We start from the raw sequence: 21,477 nt of genomic DNA on the forward strand, positions 1-21,477 counted from the left end.
GGTGTGGTCCATGGGGTCCCCCTTGCGGTGCGTGGGTTGCTCCTTTGGGCGCGGGGTCGGTGGCGGTGGGGGGCGAGGGGCGCCACCGGCGCCCAGGACAGTGGTGCTCGGCGGGGTGGGGGTCCATGCGGGCTTGGGGAAGACCTGGGGAAGACCTGGGGGGGTCGTCAGCGAGTTATGGGGAGGGGAGGGACTCGGGGCGGTGGGGGGTGGCTAGCGGGGCGAGGAGGAGCAGGGCCAGGGGGAGGAGGGTGGCGGCCAGGAGCCAGCCGGCCAGGACGTCGCCGGCCCAGTGGACGCCCAGGTAGACGCGGGTCAGGCCGACGCCGGCGGCCCATAGGGCGGGGAGCGCGCACCACGTCAGGCCGCGGCCGGGCCCGGTGCGGCGCAGGATGGCCCAGGCGAGGATTCCGGCGGTGAGCGCGGAGGTGGTGGCGTGGCCGGAGGGGAAGGAGTGGCCGGTGGCGGTGGCGGCCCAGTCGGCGGCGGGCGGCCGGGGCCGGGCGATCAGCTCCATCAGGCCGTAGCGGAGGGCCTGGCCGGCGGCGAGGAAGAGGACGGAGAAGAGGGCGGCGCGGAGGCGGTGGGGGAAGGTGCCGCGGCCGGCGGCGAGGAGACCGGCGAGGAGGGCCAGGGCGTACGGGATGGGGCCGGTGCCGGTGGTGGTGAGGGCGCGGGCCAGGGAGCGGAGGGGTTCGCCGCGGTGGGTGGTGGACCAGTGGAGGGCGGCGCGTTCGGGGGCGAGGGGGGCGCCGTGGCGCAGGGCCACGGTGACGGCCGCGGCGGTGAAGAGCGCGGCGCACAGGGCCGCCGCCACAAGCAGGCGGCCCGGGGGCGCGCCGAGGCGCGGGCCGCGGCCGGGGGCCGGGCGCGCGCCGTCGCTCCCGGGGCCGGGGGCCCCGTGGGGTGGCGCCCCCGGGGGTGTCACCGGGCGGCGACCAGCGGGCGCAGCGGGGTCTCCCGGACGCGTTCGACAAGCGGTGCGGCGCGCCGGGCGAGCGGCATGAGGACCGCGGCGACGAGGACACCGACGACCAGGCCGACCGCGACGTCGTGCGGGTAGTGGGCACCGACCCAGACCCGCGAGGCGCCCATCAGGAGGGCGGCCGGGACGGCGAGGGCGCCGAGCCGGCGGTCCAGGAGGAGCAGCGCGACGGCGGCGGAGGCGGCGATGGCGGAGTGGTTGCTGGGGAAGGACCAGTCGCCGAGGCCGGGGCACGGTTCGACGGTGACCACGTGGAGGGTCTGGCAGGGGCGCTGCTCATGGAAGAAGCTCTTGACCACGTCGTTGGCCACGTAGGCCAGGACCACGATCACCGGGACGGCGAGGGCCATCGCCATCGCCACGGGAGCCGGGTGGCGCCGTTGCCCGGGGACGAGGCGGCGGCGGGCGCTGCCGCCGAGCCGCTGGCGGGCCCGCCACCAGCCGGCCACCATCAGCAGCGCGAAGACTCCCAGGCCGAGGTCGGTCCAGTAGGAGACCAGGACGTTGAGGAAGTGCGGCATCTGCTGGGCGAAGCCGGTCACAGAGGTGTACAGGCCGCCGTCGATCGAGGCTCCGCCGAAGGCGAGGTCGGTCACTGGGCTTTCTCCTTGGCGGTTCGTCGCGTGGTGCGTGGTGCGTGTTGACGGATGCCGGGCGGCCCGCGCGGTGCGCGGCGGCCGCCCGTGTGCTGCAGCAAGTGTGCCGGGTCCGTCAGGGTGCCGGTGGCGCGGTGGCGGATTCGGGAGCGTTGGGCGGGGCGGCGGGGGTGTCGGTGGGGGCGGTGGTGGGGGCGTTACGGGGTGCCCGTGGGGCCTCCGGGGGCGTCGGCCGGGGCGTTACGAGGTGCCCGTGGGGCCTCCGGGGGCGTCGGCCGGGGCGTTACGAGGTGCCCGTGGGGCCTCCGGACGCGTCGGCCGCGGCTTCGGGGGCGTCGGCGGGGCTTCCGGGTCCCTGGTGGGCGTCGGCCGGGCCGGTCCCCGGCACCGACAGCGGCCCCGGTCGCGGTCCCGTCTCGGGTACCGGCCCGGGTACCGACCCCGGCCGCGACCCGCCCGCCACGCCACGCCGCCGGGCCCGCAGCACCTCCAGGGCGATCGGGGCGAGCGAGACCAGGATCACCAGGCCGATGGCGGGGAGGAGGTAGTGGTCGACGTTCGGTACCGAGGAGCCGAGGGCGTAGCCGGCGAGGGTGAGGCCGGCCGTCCAGAAGAGGCCGCCGGTCACCTGCCAGAGGGTGAAGGTGCGGGCGGGCACGTTGAGTGCGCCGGCGAGCGGGTTGAGGACGGTGCGGACGACGGGTACGAAGCGGGCCAGGACCAGGGCCTTGGCGTGGCCGTAACGGGCCAGGTACGCCTCGGCGCGGGTGGCGCCCTCGTGGAGCTTCCGGGAGCGGCCGCGGGCGAGCAGGGCGCGGCCGCCGCGCCGCCCGATCCAGTAGCCGGTCTGCGAGCCGGCCAGGGTCCCGGTGGCCGCGGCGGCCAGCACCTGCGGCAGGGAGAGGTGGACGGCGCCGCCGACCCCGGGCGCGCTGAGCAGTCCCGCGGTGAACAGGAGCGAGTCGCCGGGGAGCAGGAAGCCGACCAGGAGGCCGGTCTCGGCGAAGAGGACGACGGCGACGCCGAGGGCGCCGAAGGCGGCGAGCAGGGAGCCGGCGTCGAGGACGTTGACCGCCTGTGTGACCGTGCTGACGTGCAGTTCCGCGGCCGCTACGGCCATGTCAGTGGCCCCTCCCATAATGGGTTGCGGGCCCGCCGATCGGCCGGCCCCACCGTCTACAGAGCCGTAGACGGTCTACAGCACTGTAGACGAGGGAAGGGGGGAGGGCGTTCCATGTCGGAGGCATCACCCGCGCAGCGCCGCCCGGCCGGCGAGCTGGAGGCGAGCGTGCTGGCGGCCCTCTGGGCGGCCGGCGGGCCGCTGACACCCGCCGAGGTCCAGGGGGAGCTGGGCGGCCGGCTCGCCCGGACGACGGTCACCACGATCCTCAGCCGGCTGTACGACAAGGGGGCGGTCTCCCGCTCCCGGGCCGGCCGCGGTTTCGCCTACTCCCCGATACACGACTCCGCCGGTCTCACGGCCCGGCGGATGCGCAGCGAGCTGGACAAGCAGGACGACCGCGGCACCGCGCTCGCCCGCTTCGTCTCGGAGCTGACGACGGAGGACGAGCGGCTGCTGCGCTCGCTGCTGGACGAGACGGACGGCGGTACGGGCGGCGCCGACGGCCCCGAAGGCGCGGGCGGCACGGGTACCACGGGCGTCACGGGTGGATCCGGCCGCGCGGGCGGCGCGGACGCCGCGGGCGGCGGCGCCGGCACGGGCCGGCGCCCGGGTTCCCGGACAGCGCCATGATCTTCGCCGTCTGGGTGCCGCTGCTGATGCCGCTGCTGGCGGTGCCCACCGCCCGCCGGCTCGCCGAGTCGCTGCCGCCGCGCGCCGCGGCCTGGCTGCTGGCCGGCTGCGCCGCCGTGCTGGCCGCCTGCACGGCCGCGGCGCTGGGGCTGCTGGCGGTCGCCGGGGCGCTGCGCCTGCCGCCCGTCGCCGCCCTGGGCCACCTGACCCGCTCCCCGGCCGGCGACCCGGCGGTCACTCTGCCGGCCGCCCCGGTCGCCGGCGCGCTGCTGGCCTGCTGCGCCGTCGCGGTGGCCCGGCGCGCGCTGCGCCACCGCGCCGAGCTGCGCGCCGCCCGGCGCACCGCCGACGCGCACGCCCTCGCCGGCGACCTCTGCGTCCTCCCGGACGCGGCACCGGACGCCTACGCCCTTCCCGGGCGCCCGGACCGCGTCGTGGTCACCGCCGGGATGCTGCGGGCGCTGCCGCCGGCCGAGCGGGAGGCGCTCTTCGCGCACGAACGGGCCCACCTCGCCGGCCGCCACCACCTCTTCCTGCTGACCGCCGCGCTGGCCTCGGTCTGCCATCCGCTGCTGCGCGGCCTGCGGGCCCCGCTGGCGTACGCCCTGGAGCGCTGGGCGGACGAGTCCGCCGCCGTACGGGTCGGCGACCGCCGGCTCACCGCGCGCGCCATCGGCCGCGCCGCGCTCGCCGCCCGCCCCGACGCCACCGCGCGCCCCCGCCCGGGCATCGCACCGGCCGCCACGGCCGGTCCGGTCCCCCGCCGGGTCGCCGCCCTGCTGACCCCGGACCGCCCCGGGGACCGCCGCCACGGCCGCGCGGCCCCGCACGTCCGCCGCCTGATAGCCGCCGCCCTGCTGGCCTGCGTCGCCTTCTCCGCGGCCGCCGCGGTGGACGCCGCCACCGACCTGCACCAGACGGTGGAGACGGCGCAGGGGGAACGGGAGCAGGGGCACGGGTAGTCCGCGAGGCCGGGGAAACGGCCCGGGGCGGGGGCGCGGCCAGCCCACCAGACCAGGGGAAACGACCCGGGGCGGACGCGGCCCGGCCAGCGGGGTCCGCCGAAACCCGCCTGCCGTCCGGCGCGCGGCAGCGACCGGGGCCGGGCCGGTGGCCGGCGACCGGACCGGCACCCGCGGCCCCCGGATGCCCAGCGCCTCGGCTCCGCACCCCCTCCCCACCCGGTGGCACGCGCGAAGATGAAACGCCTGGACGAACGGGTCGCTACCGGGCCGCCGCCTCTTCCGCCCCTCCCGCACCCCGCGCCCCATCCGCTCCCCGCGTCACCAACTCCCTTGCGGGGCAGGGAACTTCAGCGCGGCAATCTGGCGTCCCCGGTCGTGAACATGCTGAACTGCTGGGGGGCGGCTGCCGCTTCGAGCAGATGACGCTTCGCATTCGCAGGTCCGATGGGCAGGAGGCCGCTCATGCTGCACGGTGTCGATGTCAGCTCCTACAACACCGGATATTCGGCGAAGGGGCTGGACTTCGTCTTCATCAAGGCCACCGAGGGCCGCTCCTACGTCAATCCGCACCAGTCGGCACAGGCGGCGCGGGCGCGGGAAGCCGGTGCCGTGGTCGGTTTCTACCACTTCCTGTGGCCGGGGAATATCGCCGCCCAGGCGCGCTATTTCGTGGAGAAATGCGCCTCGCTCCAGGGCGATCTGCTGGCCGCGGACTGGGAGACCACCGGTTCCGGTACGTGCGCCAGCAACGCGCAGAAGGACCAGTTCCTGCTGGAGGTCAAGAAACTCCGCCCCAGCCACCGCGTGCTGCTCTACTGCAACCGCGATTTCTGGCTGCACCGGGACACCACGTCGTATGCCGCGGACGGGCTGTGGATCGCCGACTACGTCACCGCCGGCCATCCGCGGATCAAGGCGAAGTGGCGTATCCACCAGTACACCGACTCGCCGCTGGACAAGAACGTCGCGGCTTTCGCCAGCAAGGCCGAGCTCAAGAAGTGGGCGCACCCCGCATAAACTTCTCCGGAGAATCCCATACGCCTGGCCGACACTCCGCGTGACACAAACACGCGGCTGGGGAACAGCGCGTGACGAGAAACGTAAGGAGCACCGGTGACGGACCCGGCGGCCACGGCCCTGCAGCAGGAAATAGCCCAGGAACTCCAGGTGACCGCGGAGTTCGACGCCGAGCGGGAGATCGAGCGCCGGGTGTCCTTCCTCACAGCGCAGCTGACCTCCACCGGTCTGCGCTCGCTGGTCCTGGGCATCAGCGGAGGGGTGGACTCCACCACGGCGGGCCGGCTGTGCCAGCTCGCCGTGGAGCGGGCCCGGGCCACCGGCCACGACGCGACGTTCTACGCGATGCGGCTGCCGTACGGCGAGCAGGCGGACGAGAAGGACGCCCAGCGGGCGGTGGACTTCATCCGCGCGGACCGGCTGCTGACCGTGGACGTCCGCCCGGCCAGTGACGCGGCGCTGGCCGCGGCGGTGGCCGGCGGGGTCGTCTTCCGCGACGCCCACCACCAGGACTTCGTGCACGGCAACATCAAGGCCCGGCAGCGCATGATCGCGCAGTACGCGGTCGCCGGGGCGCACGACGGCCTGGTCGTGGGCACCGACCACGCCGCCGAGGCGGTCTCCGGCTTCTTCACCAAGTTCGGCGACGGCGCGGCCGACGTGGTCCCGCTGACCGGGCTGACCAAGCGCCGGGTGCGGGCCGTCGCCCAGGCCCTGGGCGCGCCCGCCGAGCTGGTCCACAAGGTCCCGACCGCCGACCTGGAGACCCTCGACCCGGGCAAGCCCGACGAGGACGCGCTCGGCGTCAGCTACGACCAGATCGACGACTTCCTGGAGGGCAAGCCGGTCGAGGAGACCGCCTTCCAGGCGATCGTCCGGCGCTACCGCCTCACCGCGCACAAGCGCGCGCTGCCGATCGCGCCCTGAGCGACCGGGAAACGCGGGGCGGAGCGGGGCAGGGCGGGCGGCGAGCCGGGGGCCGGCCTCACCGCTGCGCCCCGCCGCCCCGCGCCCGCGCCCCCGCACCCTCCCGTCACCCACCCGCCACCCGGCGGCCACCGCCCCGGTGGTGAACCACGGCGCGGAACGGGCATGCATCCGGCCATGGGAAGCCGCGAAGTGCGATCGGAAGATCAACTGTCAGTGGGGCCGCTTACTCTCCAGGACATGGGTGACGCACGCCTGCACGAACTCCAGACCGCGCTGACCACCGCCGCCGACCTGGCCTCGGCGCTCCGGTCGGCCCCGACCCGGCAGGACGCCGACCAGCTCGTCGACGTCCTGCGCCAAGCGCTGACCACCGCCACCTCGCTGGGCGGCCGCGCCGCCTGCCCGACCGGGTGCGCCCTGCATCCGCACGGTGCGGTGGACCCGCTCTACGGCGACCCGGAGGATCCCCTTCCGCCGGGCTACGGCAAATGCCTGCTCTGCAACGACCGCCGGCGCCGGGCGGACGCGCAGCATGCGCACGTCCGCCCGCGCACCCGCCCGGCCCGCCCCCGGTCCCAGCCTCAGCCCCAGCAGGACTGGCACCGGCGGCTGTCGGCCTGAGGGGGTCGGGCGGGCCCGGCGGTCAGTCCCGTTCCGCGGGCCGGTCGGGCCCGGAGCCCCCGGCCCCCGGCCCGCCGGAGTCCGCACCCCCGGCCTCCCGCGCCAGGCCCCCCTTCCGTACGCCGTCCTGCTCCCCCACCGGCTCCGGTTCGGGTTCCGGCCCCCGCTTCCGCTCCGGACGGAGCGCGATCCAGCCCAGTAGCGCGGCGGCGGCCAGGGCCGCCAGGGCGAGCAGGACCGCGTCCGGGACGCCGTTGCCCAGCCGGGCCGCCCAGTCCTCCAGGCGGATCTCGGTGTCCGCGTCCAGGATCCCGGGCAGCGCGCTGGTCCCGTTGAAGGCCAGGAACAGCGCGCCGATGGCGATGAAGAACAGCCCGGAGACCAGCGAGGTGGTGTGCAGCCGCAGCCGGCCGAGGGCCAGTTCGCGGCCGCGCAGCCAGCCCCGGGTGCCGAGCCGGAAGCGGTCCCACAGCAGCGCCAGGACGAACAGCGGCAGCGCCATGCCGAGCGCGTACACCGCGAGCATCGAGGCACCGTAGAGCGGTGAACCGCTGACCGCCGTGACGGTCAGCACCGAGCCGAGGATCGGGCCCGCGCAGAATCCGGCCAGGCCGTAGACGCAGCCGAGCAGGAACGTGGACAGGGCGGTGCGCGGGGTGATCCGGGCGGCGGCGGCCTGGGCGCGCCGGGAGGCGAAGCCCAGCCCGAGGATCTGGGCCACGCCGAGGGCGATGACCAGCCAGCCGCCGACCGCGATCAGCAGGTCGCGATGGCCGTTGAAGAGCCAGCTGGCCGCGGTGCTCGCCGCGCCCAGCGGCACCAGCGTCGTCGCCAGCCCCAGGTAGAACACCCCGGTACGGGCCAGCAGCCGGCCGGGGCTCGCCAGCGAGTACGCGAAGAACGCCGGGAGCAGCAGGGCGCTGCACGGGCTGACCAGCGCGAGCGCGCCGCCGAGGAAGGCGGCGAGGTAGCCGATGTCGGAGGTCACTCCCCGGCCCCCGTACCGTCGCCCTTCCCGTCGCCCTTCCCGGCCCCCGCGCCGCCGCCGTGCTTGCCGGCCGCCGCGGCGGCCTGCTCGATGGCCTGCTCGAAGACCGCGGTGTCCTGCGCCCCGGCGATCGGCCGGCCGTTGACCAGGAAGGACGGGGTGGACTGGACGCCGAGCCGGTAGCCCTCGTCCTGGTCCTTCTTCAGGGCCGCCTCGGCGGCCGGGCTGCCGAGGTCGGCGCGGAACTTCTCCAGGTCCGGTACGCCGGCGGTGCGGGCGAGTTCGACCAGCTTGTCCTCGGCGAGCGCGTCGCCCTTGCGGGTCTCGGCGTAGAGCACATCGTGCAGCTGCCAGAACTTCCCCTGGCGGCCGGCCGCCCAGGACGCGCGGGCGGCCCGCTCGGAGTCGGCGCCGAAGACCGGGAAGTTGCGGAACTCGATCCGCAGCGTGCCGGCGTCCACGAATTTCTTGATCAGCGCGGGCTGGGTCTCGCGGCTGAAGCGGCCGCAGAACGAGCACTGGTAGTCGGCGTACTCGACCAGGACCACCGGGGCGTCCGGCTTCCCGGTGGCGAGCGGGTCGCCGGCGATCCGGCGGCTGGTGCGCCGGGCGAGGTCGTCGTACAGCTTCTGCTGTCCGTCGTCCTCCTGGTTCCGGACGGTGGCGGGCGGGCCGTCGGCGGCGGTGCCACGGCCGTTCTCGACGGCCTTGCCGACCGCGACGGCGATGGCGATCACCGCCACGACGAGGGCGAGGACCGCGCCGATCGCGGCGGCCTTGCGGGCGGGTGAGGCGGAGGTGGGCATGCGAAAGCTCCTGTCGTACAAGGGGGTTGCGGAAAGGGGCGGCAGCCGCCGGGCCGGCGCAGGGGTCGGCCGGGCGGGGGCCGGCGGCCTATATCCGCAGTACGGGCAGGAGGGCCGCGGGGTCCGCGGCGGGTATGCCGGTGGGCGGGCGGGCCAGGGCCCAGCGGGGCGGCGGGGCGGTGACGAGCGGCCCGGGCGCGGCGGTGTCCGGGGCGAGCGGCTCACCGCGCGGCGGCGCGGGCAGCGGCGCGGCCTCACCGGGGTCCGGTGCGTGGCGCCCGGAGCACCGCTTGGTGGCGTCGGCGACGGCGAGGGGCGGCGCGTGGGACGCGGCGGGCGCGCCGGTTACGTCGTGCGCGCCGGGCGCACTGGTGACGTCGGACGCGACGCGCGCCCCGGCGGCCCAGGGAGCGCCGGCCTCCGCGGTCGCCGCAACCACGGCCACCGCCGTACGACCTGCCGCCGACCCGGCCCCCACGCCCCCGTTCCGGCAGAGCAGCGGCGCGAACGCGACGGCCAGGAGGAGCAGCAGCGTCAGCGTCGCCGAGCGGCGCAGCCGGTGCATGTCCCTCCCCCTCGCTGTCGGTCCGCCTCGCTGTCGGTCCGTGGCGGTCGCGGTCGAACATCCCATCCTACGGACCGCCGGGCCGCGCGGGCGGCGGTGGCACAGCTCACCCCTGGATCGCACCCGAACACCCCTCATTTGATGGCGCTATGTCCGGGTATCGGCGGCTTGCCGTCTTTGGTGGGCGGCGGGCGGGCCTGCCATAGTCGTCCGCGGCGACCCCCGTTGGCGCGGGCCAGGTCGTGTCCGGCCGCGCGGGCAACCCCTTCCGCCCGCCCCGGCCGGGGCTCCGGGGCTCATCCCGCGGCAACCCCGCGGGCGGGCCCCGGACCCGTTCCCGGACCCGGCGCCACGGTCAGCGGCCGGCAGTCGGTGACCAGCGGTCAGCGGTCGCCGACCCGGACCTCGAACCACGTGGTCTTGCCGCGCGGCAGCAGGTCCACGCCCCAGCGGTCGGACAGCTTGTCGACGAGGTAAAGCCCGCGGCCGCTGACGTCCATCGGCTGTACGGGCATCAGGCACGGCAGCCCGCGCGAGGGGTCGCGCACCTCCACCCGGATCCAGCCGCGCCGGCGCAGTATCCGCAGCCCGAACGCGCGGGCGCCGGTGTGCCGTACGGCGTTGCCGACCAGTTCGGAGACCAGCAGCACGGAGTGCTCGGCCAGTTGCGGGGAGAGGGACCACTGGCGCAGCAGGATGGCGGCGGTCAGCCGGCGCGCGGTCCGGGCGGACTGCGGGCGCGAGGGGAGCCGGACCTCGTCCACCGAGGGGTCCCCGACCACCTCGGAACCGGCGGGCAGCTGACCGGCGACCGCGGGCACCGGCTCGGCGGTGGGCGGACCGCCCGGGCCCGGACCTGCGGGGGGCGGCACCTGGCCGGCGGGGCCCGGACCTACGGGCGCCGGCCCGGCGGGCCCTGGGACCGCCGCCCCCTCCGTGCCGCCGGGGTTGGCCCGCTCCGCGGCGGCCGTACCGCTGTGCGGCCGCGGCTGCTCCATTCCTTCGAGGCCCGCCATGCCCCCCATCATGGCCGCTCCTCGCCGGTCCGGGGGCCGGAACCGACGGAATCCGTTGTCCGGAATCACCGGCTCCGGACCTCCCCCACGACATATGCCAACGGCAGCCGGGACCGGCCGCACCGCGCTGACCTGCGGAAAGGCCCGGCGGGCGGCGAGTTGGCCGGGGCCGCCGGGGCGGCTCCCTTACGGGGTCACGGCGCTTTCCGCAATTCGCCCACACGAGGCATGGTGTACCGGCCACACCTCAGCCGCCCCGCCAACACCAGCCGCCTCAGCGGAACTTGGCCTTGCCCGGCCCCTCCTCGACGAAGCTGCGCATCCCGGTCTCCCGGTCCTCGGTGGCGAACAGCCCCGCGAACCAGTTGCGTTCGATCGTCAGCCCGGTGTCGATATCGGTCTCCAGCCCGGCGTCGACGGACTCCTTGGCGGCCCGCAGCGCGAGCGCCGGACCGGCCGCCAGCCGCGCCGCCCAGGCGTGCGCCTGCGCGTAGACCTCGGCGGCCGGCACCACGCGGTCCACCAGGCCGATGGCCAGCGCCTCGTCGGCCTTCACATGGCGGCCGGTGAAGATCAGGTCCTTGGCCTTGGACGGGCCCACCAGCCGGGCCAGCCGCTGGGTGCCGCCGGCGCCCGGGATCACGCCGAGCAGGATCTCCGGCTGGCCGAGCTTGGCGTTGTCGGCGGCGATCCGGAAGTCGGCGCAGAGCGCCAGTTCGCAGCCGCCGCCCAGGGCGTAGCCGGTGACCGCGGCGACCACCGGCTTGGGGATCCGGGCCACCGCGGTGAAGGAGTCCTGGAGGGCCTTGGCCCGCACCACCATCGCGGGGTGGTCCATGGCCTGCATTTCCTTGATGTCCGCGCCGGCCGCGAAGACCTTCTCGCCGCCCCAGATCACCACGGCGCGGATGTCGTCGCGCCGGCCGGCCTCCTCGGCCAGTTCGCGGAGCCGGTCCTGGGTGGCGACGTCCAGGGCGTTCATCGGCGGGCGGTCCAGGCGGATGGTGCCGACACCGTCTTCGGCTTCGAGATGCACAGTCATGCGGGCAGGTTAGTACGCGTTAACGCCGCGCGCCGCCCCGCCCCGGACTCCGGACCCCGGGCACCCCCGCCCTAACGGGCCCGCCACTGAGCCCAGGTGAGGTTCCAGTCGCTGAAGCCGTTGTCGGGCGCGATAGTGCGGTCGTGGGAGTTCTTGACGATGACCACGTCCCCGATGAGGGAGTTGCGGTAGAACCACGCGGCGGGGGTGTCCGGATCGCCGCCGCCGCGCCGGTCGTAGAGGCCGACGCAGCCGTGGCTGGCGTTGCGGGTGCCGAAGGCGGCCCGGCCCGACCAGTAGTTGCCGTGGATGAACGTGCCGGACGTGCTCAGCCGCATGGCGTGCGGGACGTCCTTGATGTCGTACTCGCCGCCGAAGCCGACGGTCTCGCCGTTCATCCGCGTCACCGGGTGCTTCTCGCTGATGACCATCGTGCCGTTGTACGTCTCGGTGCCGGGGGCGCCGGCGGTGATCGGCACGGTGCGCAGCGTCCGGCCGTCGCGGACCACGGTCATCTGCTTGGTGCGGGCGTCGACCGTGCTGACCTGGCCGCGGCCGATGGTGAACGTGACCTGCTTGGACTGGGTGCCGTAGACGCCGGGGCGGCCCTCGACGCCGTCCAGGGCGAGCCGGAGGGTGACCTTCGTGCCGGGCTTCCAGAACGCCTCGGGGCGGAAGTCGAGGCGGTCGTTGCCGAACCAGTGGGCGGCGATCGGGACGGCCGGGCGGGCGGTGACCGCGATGGCCTTCTCGACGGCCCGGGGGTCGGTGATACCGCGGCTGAAGCGGATCGAGACCGGCATCCCGACGCCGACTTCCTGGCCGTCCTCGGGGCTGTAGGTGCCGATGAAGGTGTGCTTGGGCACGAGGGTGGTGAAGGTGGAGTGCTCGGCGGCCTGCCGGCCCCGGGCGTCGACGGCCACCGCGTCGACGGTGTAGCGCGTCGAGGCGCCGAGGTGGGTGCTGGGCCGCCAGCGGGAGCCGTCGCCGGATATCTCGCCGTCGACGGCGTTGCCCTTGGCGTCGGTGACCGTGACGGAACGGAGCTTGCCCTTCCGGGCGGTGACCGACAGGGCGCCGCTGGTGGCCACCGAGCGGGCGCCGTCGCGGGGCGCTATCTCCACGGCGGCCTGCGAGGCGGTGTCCGCGGCGCGGTGCGCGGGCGCCCGGCCGGCGGCGTCGTCCGCGCCGCCGCAGGCGGAGACCAGCAGCAGCACCGGGGCGAGCAGCAGCGCGAGCGGTCCGCCCGCGCGGCGCGCCCACCGCCGGCGCACCGGCCCCTTCGGCATCGGATGAACGGTCACGACCGGCCCCTTTCCCCCTCGCACGGCCGCGGCCCCCGGACCCGGCCGCCGCCGTCTTCGCGTACGGAGCCAGCCAACCACACCGCACTGACACTCAACTCCCCCTGTGGACAACGGTTCAGTCCCGTTCCGCGGGTGGGCGCGCGGCCACGCGTACGAGCGCCGCGGGGCGCCGCGGCGGCGCGCGGCCGGGAGCCGGGGCCCGCGGCCGGGCGGCAGGGGTGCGGCGGGCCGGCCGGCAGGGGTGCGGCGGGCCGGACGCGGCTAACGCAGCGCGCTGCCCGCGCGCCAGGCCGCCCACGGCATGTTCCAGCCGCCCAGGCCGTTGTCGGGGGCGACCGTGCGGTCGGGGGAGTTCCGGACCTCGACGGTGTCGCCGACGATGGAGTTCCGGTAGAGCCAGCCGGCCGGGGTGTCCGGGCCGCCGCCCCGGATGTCCTTCAGGCCCACGCAGCCGTGGCTGGTGTTGAGCCCGCCGAAGACCTGCGGCGGCGCCCAGTAGTTGCCGTGCAGGAACGTCCCGGAGCGGGTCAGCCGCATGGCGTGCGGGACGTCGGGGATGTCGTACTCGGTGCCGAAGCCGACGGTGTCCCCGTCCATCCGGGTCACCGCGTGCCGCTCCAGGATCACCATCGTCCCGTTGTAGGTGGGGTTCTCGGCGTTGCCCGCGGTGACCGGCAGGGTGGCCACGACGCGGCCGGCCCGGCGGACGGTGAGCGTGTGGCGGGCCGCGTCCACGGTGCTGACCTGGTCGCGGGCGACCTGGTAGTGGAGCGTCTTGTGCTGGACCCCGTAGGCGCCCGGCCCGGTGCGCACCTCGCGCAGCCGCAGCTGGACGGTGATCCGGGTGCCCGGCCGCCAGCGGAAGCGGGGCCGGAAGTCCAGCCGGCGGTGGCCGAACCAGTGCGGCGCGATCTCCACGGCGGGCCGGGCGCTGACGGTGACCGCGCGCTCGACGGCGGCGCGGTCGGCGACCGCCCGGTTGAAGACCAGCGAGAAGATCAGGCCGGTGCCCACCGTGGTGCCGCTCTCCGGGGAGTAGTAGCCGACGACGCGGTGCGGGGGCGTGAAGGTGCTGAAGGTGGTGTGCCGGGCGGTGCGGCGGCCGGCGCCGTCCAGGGCGACCGCGTCCACGGTGTAGCGGGAGGCGAGTTCGAGGGAGTCGGTGACCGGGCGCCAGATCGTCCCGTCGCGGGAGATCCGGCCGGCGACCGGCTGCCGGCCGGTGCCGCCGGTGCGGATGACCTCCACCCGCTCCAGCCGGCCGTCCGGGACCCGCACCTCCAGCCGCCCGTTGGCCCGTACGCCGCGCGCGCCGTCGCCCGGGAGGATCCGGATCGCCTCCTCCGGGGCGGGCGGCGGGCCGCCGAGGAAGAGGTCCGGCTCGGCGCAGCCGGCCAGCGCGGCGGCGCCGACCAGGGCGGCCAGCAGCACGCCGGCGGTGCGGCTGCGGCGGTGCGGGCGGGGCGCCGCCGGTGCGCGGTCCGCGGCGCGGCGGCCGGTGTCGTCCCCTGCTCGGTGGTCCTGATGGCCGGTCATACGCCGGATTCTGACGGATGATCCGCGACTTGGGCGGTATGCCGCGAATCGGGATGTCATGGACGCGTCCCGCCCGGAAGCCGCGCGCCCCGGGTGGCGGGCGCGTGACGGCGCGGCCCGGCTGGGGGAAAGCGTGAGGCAACGCCCGGTTGCGGGCAGAACAACGGTGCACCCTCGTGCACCGCACCACGGGCGGCGGCCTCGCGCCCGGCCCGGACGCACCTCCCGGCCCCACCCCGGGAGCGTCCCGGCCGGGCGCGCGGCCGCCGCCCGACCGAGCCCCGAGCCGCAGGAGGCCGGCACGTGTCCAGCGCACCCGAGCAGGAGGCGGTGGCGGAGGAACCGCTCGCCCCGCCCGCGGACGTCCGCCCCGGCACCCCGACGCCCCTGGGGGCCCGCTACCGCACCGGTCCGGACGGGACGGCGGGCACCAACTTCGCCCTCTGGGCGGGCGGTGCCGAGGCCGTCGAGCTGTGCCTCTTCGACGACGAGGGGCACCAGACCCGCCACCCCCTCACCGAGCTGACCCACGAGATCTGGCACGGCTTCCTGCCCGGCGTCGGCCCCGGGCAGCGCTACGGCTACCGCGTGCACGGCCGCTGGGACCCGTGGACCGGCGCCCGCTGGAACCCCGCCAAACTGCTGCTCGACCCGTACGCCCGGGCCGTGGACGGCGACTTCGGCACGCACACCGAGACCGGCCCCACCGGGCCGGCGCTGCCCGCCCAGCTCTACGGGCACGTCCGGGACTGGCCCGAGCAGCACATCGCCGACACCGTCCGCGACGACCGGGACTCCGCGCCGTACGTCCCCAAGGGCGTGGTGGTCGGCGACGCGGAGGACGGCCAGGACGAGTGGCGGGACGACCGGCGGCCCAAGACGCCCTGGCCGGACTCGGTCCTCTACGAGCTGCACGTGCGCGGTTTCACCATGCGCCACCCGGGCATTCCCGAGCGGCTGCGCGGCACGTACGCCGGGCTGGCCCACCCGGCGGCGCTGGACCACCTCGTCCGCCTGGGGGTGACCGCCGTCGAGCTGCTCCCGGTGCACCAGTTCGCGCACGAGGACCACCTGGTGCGCCGGGGGCTGCGCAACTACTGGGGCTACAACTCCATCGGCTACTTCGCCCCGCACGCCGGCTACGCCGCCACCGGGACCCGCGGCCAGCAGGTCGGCGAGTTCAAGCGGATGGTGCGGGCGCTGCACGACGCCGGGATCGAGGTCATCCTGGACGTCGTCTACAACCACACCGCGGAGGCCGGCGAGCGGGGCCCGACGCTCTCCCTGCGCGGGATCGACAACCGCGGCTACTACCGCCTCCAGGGGGACCCCCGGCGCTACGCGGACTACACCGGGTGCGGCAACACCCTCCACGTCGTCCAGCCGCACGTCCTGCGGCTGATCACCGACTCGCTGCGCTACTGGGTCACCGAGATGGGCGTGGACGGCTTCCGCTTCGACCTGGCCGCCGCGCTCGCCCGGTCCTTCCACGACGTGGACATGCTCTCGCCGTTCCTCGCGGTGATCGCCCAGGACCCGGTGCTGCGCCGGGTCAAGCTGATCGCCGAGCCGTGGGACGTCGGCGCGGGCGGCTATCAGGTCGGCGCCTTCCCGCCCCTGTGGACGGAGTGGAACGACCGCTACCGCGACACCGTGCGGGACTTCTGGCGCGGCGCCGCGCCCGACGTCCGCGACCTCGGCTACCGGCTCTCCGGCTCCAGCGACCTCTACGCCTGGGGCGGCCGCCGCCCGTACGCCTCGGTCAACTTCATCACCGCGCACGACGGCTTCACCCTGCGCGACCTGGTCAGCTACGAGCACAAGCGGAACGAGGCCAACGGCGAGGACAACCGCGACGGCACGCACGACAACCGCTCGTGGAACTGCGGCGCGGAGGGCGAGACCGCCGACCCGGAGGTCACCGCGCTGCGCCGCCGCCAGCTCCGCAACCTCCTGGCCACGCTGCTGCTGTCCACCGGGGTGCCGATGCTGGTGGCCGGCGACGAGATGGGCCGCACCCAGCACGGCAACAACAACGCCTACTGCCAGGACAACGCCATCGGCTGGGTGGACTGGTCGCTGCTGGCCGATCCGCACTGGCGGGCGCTGGCCGAGCACACCGCCCGCCTGATCGCGCTGCGCCGGGCCCATCCGGTGCTGCGCCGCCGGGCGTTCTTCTCCGGGCGCCCGCAGCACCGCGGGGGGCTGCGCGATCTGGCGTGGTTCGGCCCGGACGGCACGGAGATGACCGAGCGGGACTGGTACGCGCCCGGGGCCACGCTGGCGATGTACCTCTCGGGGAACGACATCCCGCAGCGCGACGCGCGGGGCGTACGGGTCACCGACGACAGCTTCCTGGTCGTCCTGCACGCCGGGGCCGGGCCGCGCGGGGTGGTCCTGCCGGGGCCGCCCTGGGCCGGCGGGTACGAGCTGCTGGTGGACACCTCGGACGACACCCCGGCGGGCGAGGTCCCGGAGAGCGGCCCGGTGGACGCCCCGGTGTACGGCCCGGTGGACGGCGAGCCGGTCGCGCTCCCGGTGCCGCGCCTGGTCCCCGCGGGTGCCGAACTCACCGTCCCGGGGCGGACGGTGCTGCTGTTCCGGGCCGTCCCGGAGTGATCCCGGGGCCCGCCCGGGCCCCGTCCGCCGAGCCCGTCCGGACCGCCCCGTACCCGGCCCGCCGTCCGGTTTCCGGACGTGGATTTCGCCCAACGGACGTTTTCCGGCCAATTAGTTGAACGGCACCTGACAACCACTCGCCAGTGGTGGCACTCTTCCCGGCATCCGCCACCCGGACCCCCACAGCACCGCTCCGGACGGCAGTGCCACCGTCACCACCCGCACCACTTCCCCCCACACGCTCCACCAGTTCTGCCTCGCTCTGCCCGGACGGCCCTCCGCCGCCCCGGTCCCCCTCGGCCGCTCCCCTCGTACCGCGGCCCCGCAGAAGGAGTCAGTGTGAGACGCACCCCCCATAGACCCGCCCCGCGCCGCGCCGCCGCAGCCGGCGCGCTGGTGGCGGCCACCGCCCTGCTGGCCGTCGGCGTCCAGGCCGGCACCGGTGCCGCGGCCGCCCCGCAGCGCCCCGCCGCCCCGCACGCGGCGCCCGCCCCCGGGGCGCTGCCCGCCAAGCTCACCCCGTCCCAGCGGGCCGAGCTGATCCGCACGGCGAGCGCCACCACCGCCGAGACGGCCCGCCGGCTGCACCTCGGCGCCCAGGAGAAGCTGGTCGTCAAGGACGTCGAGAAGGACGCCGACGGCACCACCCACACCCGCTACGAGCGGACCTACCAGGGGCTGCCGGTGCTCGGCGGCGACCTCGTGGTGCACTCCGCCGGGAACGGCGCCGTCAAGAGCACCACCAAGGCCGTCAAGGCCGCCATCGCGGTGCCCTCCACCACCGCCAAGGTCGCCCCGGCCACCGCCCAGGCCAAGGCGCTGTCCTCGGCCAAGACCCTCGGCTCCACGAAGACCGCGCCCGACCGCGCCCCGCGCAAGGTCGTCTGGGCCGCCGACGGCACCCCGCGGCTGGCCTGGGAGACGGTGGTCGGCGGCCTCCAGGACGACGGCACGCCCAACCAGCTGCACGTCATCACCGACGCCACCACCGGCGAGAAGATATTCCAGTACCAGGGCATCGAGAACGGCATCGGCAACAGCGAGTACAGCGGCAAGGTCACCATCGGGACCTCCGGCTCGGCGCCGAACTTCACGATGACCGACGCCACCCGCGGCAACCACAAGACCTACAACCTCAACCACGGCTCGTCCGGCACCGGTTCGCTCTTCACCGACGCCGACGACACCTGGGGCGACGGGACTCCCGGCAACGCGCAGACCGCCGCCGTGGACGCCGCCTACGGCGCCCAGGAGACCTGGGACTACTACAAGAACGTGCACGGCCGCAGCGGTATCCGCGGTGACGGCGTCGGCGCGTACTCCCGGGTCCACTACGGCAACAGCTACGTCAACGCCTTCTGGGACGACGGCTGCTTCTGCATGACCTACGGCGACGGCCAGAACAACCAGGCCCCGCTGACCGCGCTGGACGTGGCCGGCCACGAGATGTCGCACGGTGTCACCGCGGCCACCGCCAACCTCACCTACAGCGGCGAGTCCGGCGGTCTGAACGAGGCCACCTCGGACATCTTCGGCACCGCGGTGGAGTTCTACGCCAACAACCCCGCCGACCCCGGTGACTACCTCATCGGCGAGAAGATCGACATCAACGGCGACGGCACCCCGCTGCGCTACATGGACAAGCCCTCCAAGGACGGCGCCTCGGCCGACTACTGGTCCAGCTCGGTCGGCAACAAGGACGTCCACTACTCCTCCGGCGTCGCCAACCACTTCTTCTACCTGCTGTCCGAGGGCAGCGGCCCGAAGGACATCGGCGGCGTCCACTACGACAGCCCGACCTACGACAACCTGCCGGTGCCGGGCATCGGCCGGGCCAACGCCGAGAAGGTGTGGTTCAAGGCGCTCAGCCAGTACATGAGCGCCAACACCAACTACGCCGGCGCCCGCACCGCCACCCTCCAGGCGGCCGCGGACCTCTTCGGCCAGGGCAGCGCCTCGTACAACACGGTCGCCAACACCTGGGCGGCGGTCAACGTCGGCTCCCGCGTCCCGGACGGCGGCGGGGTCACCGTCACCAACCCGGGCAACCAGACCTCCACCGTCGGCCAGGCGGCCAGCCTGCAGATCAAGGCCAGCAGCGGCACCGCGGGCGCGCTGTCGTACGCGGCGAGCGGACTGCCCGCCGGGCTGTCCGTCAACGCCTCCACCGGTCTGATCTCCGGTACGCCGACCACCGCCGGCACCAGCTCGGTCACCGTGACGGTCACCGATTCGGCCAAGAAGACCGGCACCGCGTCGTTCACCTGGACGGTCAACCCGGCCGGCGGCGGCAACGTCTACGAGAACAACACCAAGGTGGCCATCCCGGACGCCGGGTCGGCCGTCACCTCCCCGATCACCGTCAGCCGCAGCGGCAACGCCCCCAGCGGTCTGAAGGTCACCGTGGACATCACCCACTCCTACCGCGGCGACCTGGTCGTCGACCTGGTGGCCCCGGACGGGACCGCCTACCGGCTGAAGAACTCCAGCGCCTGGGACTCGGCGGCCGACGTGAAGGCGACGTACACCGTCAACGCCTCGGCGAAGGCGGCCAGCGGCACCTGGAAGCTGCGCGTCCAGGACGTCTACGCGGGCGACTCCGGCACCCTGAACGGCTGGAAGCTGACGTTCTGACGGGAACCGGCAACCCGCGTGTCACCCTGATGTGACACCGCGCGTCCGATACCGGACATCCCGCACGGAACACCACAACTGAACACCGGCATCGCCGAGTTGGGCGCCGCTCCCTGATCCCCGGGGGCGGCGCCCGACTCCGTTATCCGGACGTCGTGCACCTCTGTACGGACGATTTTCGGCCAACCTCCGAACAGACTCCTGACATGCACGCGTTCGACTGGCAGTGTTCCCGTCGCATGTCACACCCGCATCGCTTTGCACCCCCACCACTTGGCAAAGTTGAAGGAGCACGCGTGACCCCCCACATATCCCGCAAGACCCGTGTGACCGCGACCGCGGTCGCCGCGGCGGCCCTCCTCGTCGCCGGCCTCACCGCGGCCGGCACCGCCGGCGCCTCCCCCGCCCCGGCCGCCGCCCCCCACGGCGGCGCGCCCCTCGCGCTGAGCACCTCGCACCGCGCCGAGCTCCTGCACGACGCGAGCGCCGCCGCCGCGCACACCGCCCGCGTGCTGGGCCTGGGCGCCCAGGAGAAGCTGGTCGTCAAGGACGTCGTCAAGGACGCCGACGGCACCGTGCACACCCGCTACGACCGCACCTACGCCGGCCTGCCGGTGCTCGGCGGCGACCTGGTCGTGCACACCGCCAAGGGCGGCGCCGTCAAGGGCGTCACCAAGGCCGCCAAGGCCGCCGTGAAGGTCGCCTCCACCACCGCGAAGATCGCCCCGAAGGCCGCCGCGCTGGCCGCCGAGTCCACGGCGACGAAGTCCCTCGGCGCCAAGAAGGCCGACGCCTCCGCGCCCCGCAAGGTGATCTGGGCCGCCAAGGGCACCCCGGTGCTGGCCTACGAGACCGTGGTCGGCGGCGTCCAGAAGGACGGCACGCCCAACCAGCTGCACGTCATCACCGACGCCAACACCGGCAAGAAGCTCTTCCAGTACCAGGGCATCGAGACCGGCGTCGGCAACAGCGAGTACAGCGGCAAGGTCGACCTGACCACCAAGAAGGGCGGCAGCGGCTACGAGCTGACCGACGACTCGCGCGGCGGCCACGGCACGTTCGACCTGGGCGGCAGCGAGAGCGGCGACGGCAAGCTCTTCACCAACTCCACGGACACCTGGGGCGACGGCAAGCCGAGCAACCCCCAGACCGCCGCCGTGGACGCCGCCTACGGCGCCCAGGAGACCTGGGACTACTACAAGAACGTGCACGGCCGCAGCGGCATCAAGGGCGACGGCAAGGGCGCCACCTCCCGCGTCCACTACGGCCAGAACTACGTCAACGCGTTCTGGGACGACAGCTGCTTCTGCATGACGTACGGCGACGGCGAGGGCAACAAGAAGCCGCTGACCGCCATCGACGTGGCCGGCCACGAGATGTCGCACGGTGTCACCTCGGCCACCGCCGGCCTGGAGTACAGCGGCGAGTCCGGCGGTCTGAACGAGGCGACCTCGGACATCTTCGGCACGGCCGTGGAGTTCTACGCCAACAACCCCGCCGACCCGGGCGACTACCTCATCGGCGAGAAGATCGACATCGCCGGCGACGGCAAGCCGCTGCGCTACATGGACAAGCCCTCCAAGGACGGCCAGTCCCTGGACAACTGGAGCGCGGACGCCGGGAACGTCGACGTCCACTACTCCTCCGGCATCGCCAACCACTTCTTCTACCTGCTGTCCGAGGGCAGCGGCCCGAAGGACATCGGCGGCGTCCACTACGACAGCCCGACCGCGGACGGCTCCAAGATCACCGGCATCGGCCGGGAGAAGGCCGAGAAGATCTGGTTCAAGGCGCTGACCACGTACATGACCTCGACCACCGACTACAAGGCGGCGCGTGAGGCGACCGTCAAGGCGGCCACCGACCTGTACGGCGCGGGCAGCGCCGAGGTCAAGGGCGTCGAGTCGGCCTGGTCCGGCGTGAACGTCAAGTAACGCACCGCGGCGGCCCGTTGGCCGCACCGCACACCGGCGTGGCCGGGGAGGCGCTCCCCCCGGCCACGCCGCTCTTTTTCGGCCAGGGCCGCCGCGCCCGGCGCTCCCCGGCGCGCCGCACCCGCCCCACCGCCCCCGGCCGCCGCACCCACGGCCCCCGCGT

Annotated in this window: 16 protein-coding genes and 2 pseudogenes; 8 read left to right on the forward strand and 10 right to left on the reverse strand. The window is 74.8% G+C overall.

Annotated features, from left to right (window positions below):
- Window positions 1-175: 175 nt before the first annotated feature.
- The 3 genes and pseudogenes from ADL22_RS33065 to ADL22_RS33075 form a co-directional block, all read right to left on the reverse strand.
- On the reverse strand, window positions 176-817 hold the full coding sequence (locus ADL22_RS33065) for a phosphatase PAP2 family protein (RefSeq protein ID WP_234430957.1): 642 nt from the start codon (window positions 815-817) through the stop codon (window positions 176-178).
- A 107-nt stretch (window positions 818-924) separates the two neighbouring features.
- A complete protein-coding gene (locus ADL22_RS33070; RefSeq protein ID WP_066988261.1) occupies window positions 925-1,581 on the reverse strand; it encodes a phosphatase PAP2 family protein in 657 nt (218 codons plus the stop codon).
- A 454-nt stretch (window positions 1,582-2,035) separates the two neighbouring features.
- Window positions 2,036-2,701, reverse strand: a pseudogene (locus tag ADL22_RS33075) (DedA family protein); the annotation flags it as partial.
- A 114-nt stretch (window positions 2,702-2,815) separates the two neighbouring features.
- On the opposite strand from ADL22_RS33075, the pseudogene ADL22_RS33080 reads away from it, so the two are divergent.
- The 5 genes and pseudogenes from ADL22_RS33080 to ADL22_RS33100 all read left to right on the forward strand — a co-directional run.
- Window positions 2,816-3,187 (forward strand): annotated as a pseudogene (locus ADL22_RS33080) (BlaI/MecI/CopY family transcriptional regulator); the annotation flags it as partial.
- A 143-nt stretch (window positions 3,188-3,330) separates the two neighbouring features.
- Window positions 3,331-4,296, forward strand: a complete 966-nt coding sequence (locus ADL22_RS33085) for a M56 family metallopeptidase (protein WP_066988263.1) — start codon at window positions 3,331-3,333, stop codon at window positions 4,294-4,296.
- A gap of 465 nt (window positions 4,297-4,761) precedes the next feature.
- Complete coding sequence (locus tag ADL22_RS33090) at window positions 4,762-5,316, forward strand: glycoside hydrolase family 25 protein (RefSeq protein ID WP_066988265.1); 555 nt, start codon at window positions 4,762-4,764, stop codon at window positions 5,314-5,316.
- 96 nt (window positions 5,317-5,412) lie between these two features.
- Window positions 5,413-6,243 (forward strand): ammonia-dependent NAD(+) synthetase, encoded by an 831-nt coding sequence (nadE, locus tag ADL22_RS33095; RefSeq protein WP_066988268.1) that lies wholly within the window; start codon window positions 5,413-5,415, stop codon window positions 6,241-6,243.
- 240 nt (window positions 6,244-6,483) lie between these two features.
- Window positions 6,484-6,867, forward strand: a complete 384-nt coding sequence (locus ADL22_RS33100; protein WP_066988270.1) for a hypothetical protein — start codon at window positions 6,484-6,486, stop codon at window positions 6,865-6,867.
- Between the two features lie 22 nt (window positions 6,868-6,889).
- Here ADL22_RS33100 and ADL22_RS33105 read toward each other — a convergent pair whose 3' ends face one another.
- The 7 genes from ADL22_RS33105 to ADL22_RS33135 all read right to left on the reverse strand — a co-directional run bounded on the left by ADL22_RS33105 (window position 6,890) and on the right by ADL22_RS33135 (window position 14,127).
- The gene (locus tag ADL22_RS33105; RefSeq protein ID WP_079064627.1) at window positions 6,890-7,855 is read right to left on the reverse strand and encodes a cytochrome c biogenesis CcdA family protein; all 966 of its coding nucleotides are present in this window, start codon (window positions 7,853-7,855) and stop codon (window positions 6,890-6,892) included.
- On the reverse strand, window positions 7,852-8,661 hold the full coding sequence (locus ADL22_RS33110; protein ID WP_066988272.1) for a DsbA family protein: 810 nt from the start codon (window positions 8,659-8,661) through the stop codon (window positions 7,852-7,854). Before ADL22_RS33110 ends, ADL22_RS33105 begins: the two co-directional genes overlap by 4 nt.
- 88 nt (window positions 8,662-8,749) lie before the next feature.
- The gene (locus ADL22_RS33115; RefSeq protein ID WP_066988274.1) at window positions 8,750-9,226 is read right to left on the reverse strand and encodes a hypothetical protein; all 477 of its coding nucleotides are present in this window, start codon (window positions 9,224-9,226) and stop codon (window positions 8,750-8,752) included.
- 383 nt (window positions 9,227-9,609) lie between these two features.
- Complete coding sequence (locus ADL22_RS33120; RefSeq protein WP_420711625.1) at window positions 9,610-10,242, reverse strand: ATP-binding protein; 633 nt, start codon at window positions 10,240-10,242, stop codon at window positions 9,610-9,612.
- 274 nt (window positions 10,243-10,516) lie between these two features.
- On the reverse strand, window positions 10,517-11,284 hold the full coding sequence (locus tag ADL22_RS33125) for an enoyl-CoA hydratase/isomerase family protein (RefSeq protein WP_066988276.1): 768 nt from the start codon (window positions 11,282-11,284) through the stop codon (window positions 10,517-10,519).
- Window positions 11,285-11,355: 71 nt separating this feature from the next.
- Complete coding sequence (locus ADL22_RS33130) at window positions 11,356-12,573, reverse strand: L,D-transpeptidase (protein WP_066988278.1); 1,218 nt, start codon at window positions 12,571-12,573, stop codon at window positions 11,356-11,358.
- A 279-nt stretch (window positions 12,574-12,852) separates the two neighbouring features.
- A complete protein-coding gene (locus tag ADL22_RS33135; protein WP_079064628.1) occupies window positions 12,853-14,127 on the reverse strand; it encodes a L,D-transpeptidase in 1,275 nt (424 codons plus the stop codon).
- Between the two features lie 303 nt (window positions 14,128-14,430).
- Here ADL22_RS33135 and glgX point away from each other — a divergent pair, with 303 nt between their 5' ends.
- From glgX to ADL22_RS33150, 3 genes are all read left to right on the forward strand, one after another.
- Window positions 14,431-16,746, forward strand: coding sequence for a glycogen debranching protein GlgX (gene glgX, locus ADL22_RS33140; RefSeq protein WP_066988280.1), 2,316 nt, complete (start codon window positions 14,431-14,433; stop codon window positions 16,744-16,746).
- A 339-nt stretch (window positions 16,747-17,085) separates the two neighbouring features.
- Window positions 17,086-19,380 (forward strand): M4 family metallopeptidase, encoded by a 2,295-nt coding sequence (locus ADL22_RS33145; protein WP_066988282.1) that lies wholly within the window; start codon window positions 17,086-17,088, stop codon window positions 19,378-19,380.
- 296 nt (window positions 19,381-19,676) lie between these two features.
- Window positions 19,677-21,314 (forward strand): M4 family metallopeptidase, encoded by a 1,638-nt coding sequence (locus ADL22_RS33150; protein ID WP_066988284.1) that lies wholly within the window; start codon window positions 19,677-19,679, stop codon window positions 21,312-21,314.
- Window positions 21,315-21,477 lie beyond the last annotated feature (163 nt).

Origin of the sequence: Streptomyces sp. NRRL F-4489, assembly GCF_001509485.1 — a bacterium.
GTDB lineage: Bacteria > Actinomycetota > Actinomycetes > Streptomycetales > Streptomycetaceae > Streptomyces.

What these genes read in the sequence shown, in the direction of transcription:
- ADL22_RS33085 (WP_066988263.1), top strand. Translation starts at nt 3,331, where the DNA reads ATGATCTTCGCCGTCTGGGTGCCGCTGCTGATGCCGCTGCTGGCGGTG.
- ADL22_RS33090 (WP_066988265.1), top strand. Translation starts at nt 4,762, where the DNA reads ATGCTGCACGGTGTCGATGTCAGCTCCTACAACACCGGATATTCGGCG.
- ADL22_RS33100 (WP_066988270.1), top strand. Translation starts at nt 6,484, where the DNA reads ATGGGTGACGCACGCCTGCACGAACTCCAGACCGCGCTGACCACCGCC.
- ADL22_RS33110 (WP_066988272.1), bottom strand. Translation starts at nt 8,661, where the DNA reads ATGCCCACCTCCGCCTCACCCGCCCGCAAGGCCGCCGCGATCGGCGCG.
- ADL22_RS33115 (WP_066988274.1), bottom strand. Translation starts at nt 9,226, where the DNA reads ATGCACCGGCTGCGCCGCTCGGCGACGCTGACGCTGCTGCTCCTCCTG.
- ADL22_RS33120 (WP_420711625.1), bottom strand. Translation starts at nt 10,242, where the DNA reads ATGGCGGGCCTCGAAGGAATGGAGCAGCCGCGGCCGCACAGCGGTACG.
- ADL22_RS33125 (WP_066988276.1), bottom strand. Translation starts at nt 11,284, where the DNA reads ATGACTGTGCATCTCGAAGCCGAAGACGGTGTCGGCACCATCCGCCTG.
- ADL22_RS33130 (WP_066988278.1), bottom strand. Translation starts at nt 12,573, where the DNA reads ATGCCGAAGGGGCCGGTGCGCCGGCGGTGGGCGCGCCGCGCGGGCGGA.
- ADL22_RS33135 (WP_079064628.1), bottom strand. Translation starts at nt 14,127, where the DNA reads ATGACCGGCCATCAGGACCACCGAGCAGGGGACGACACCGGCCGCCGC.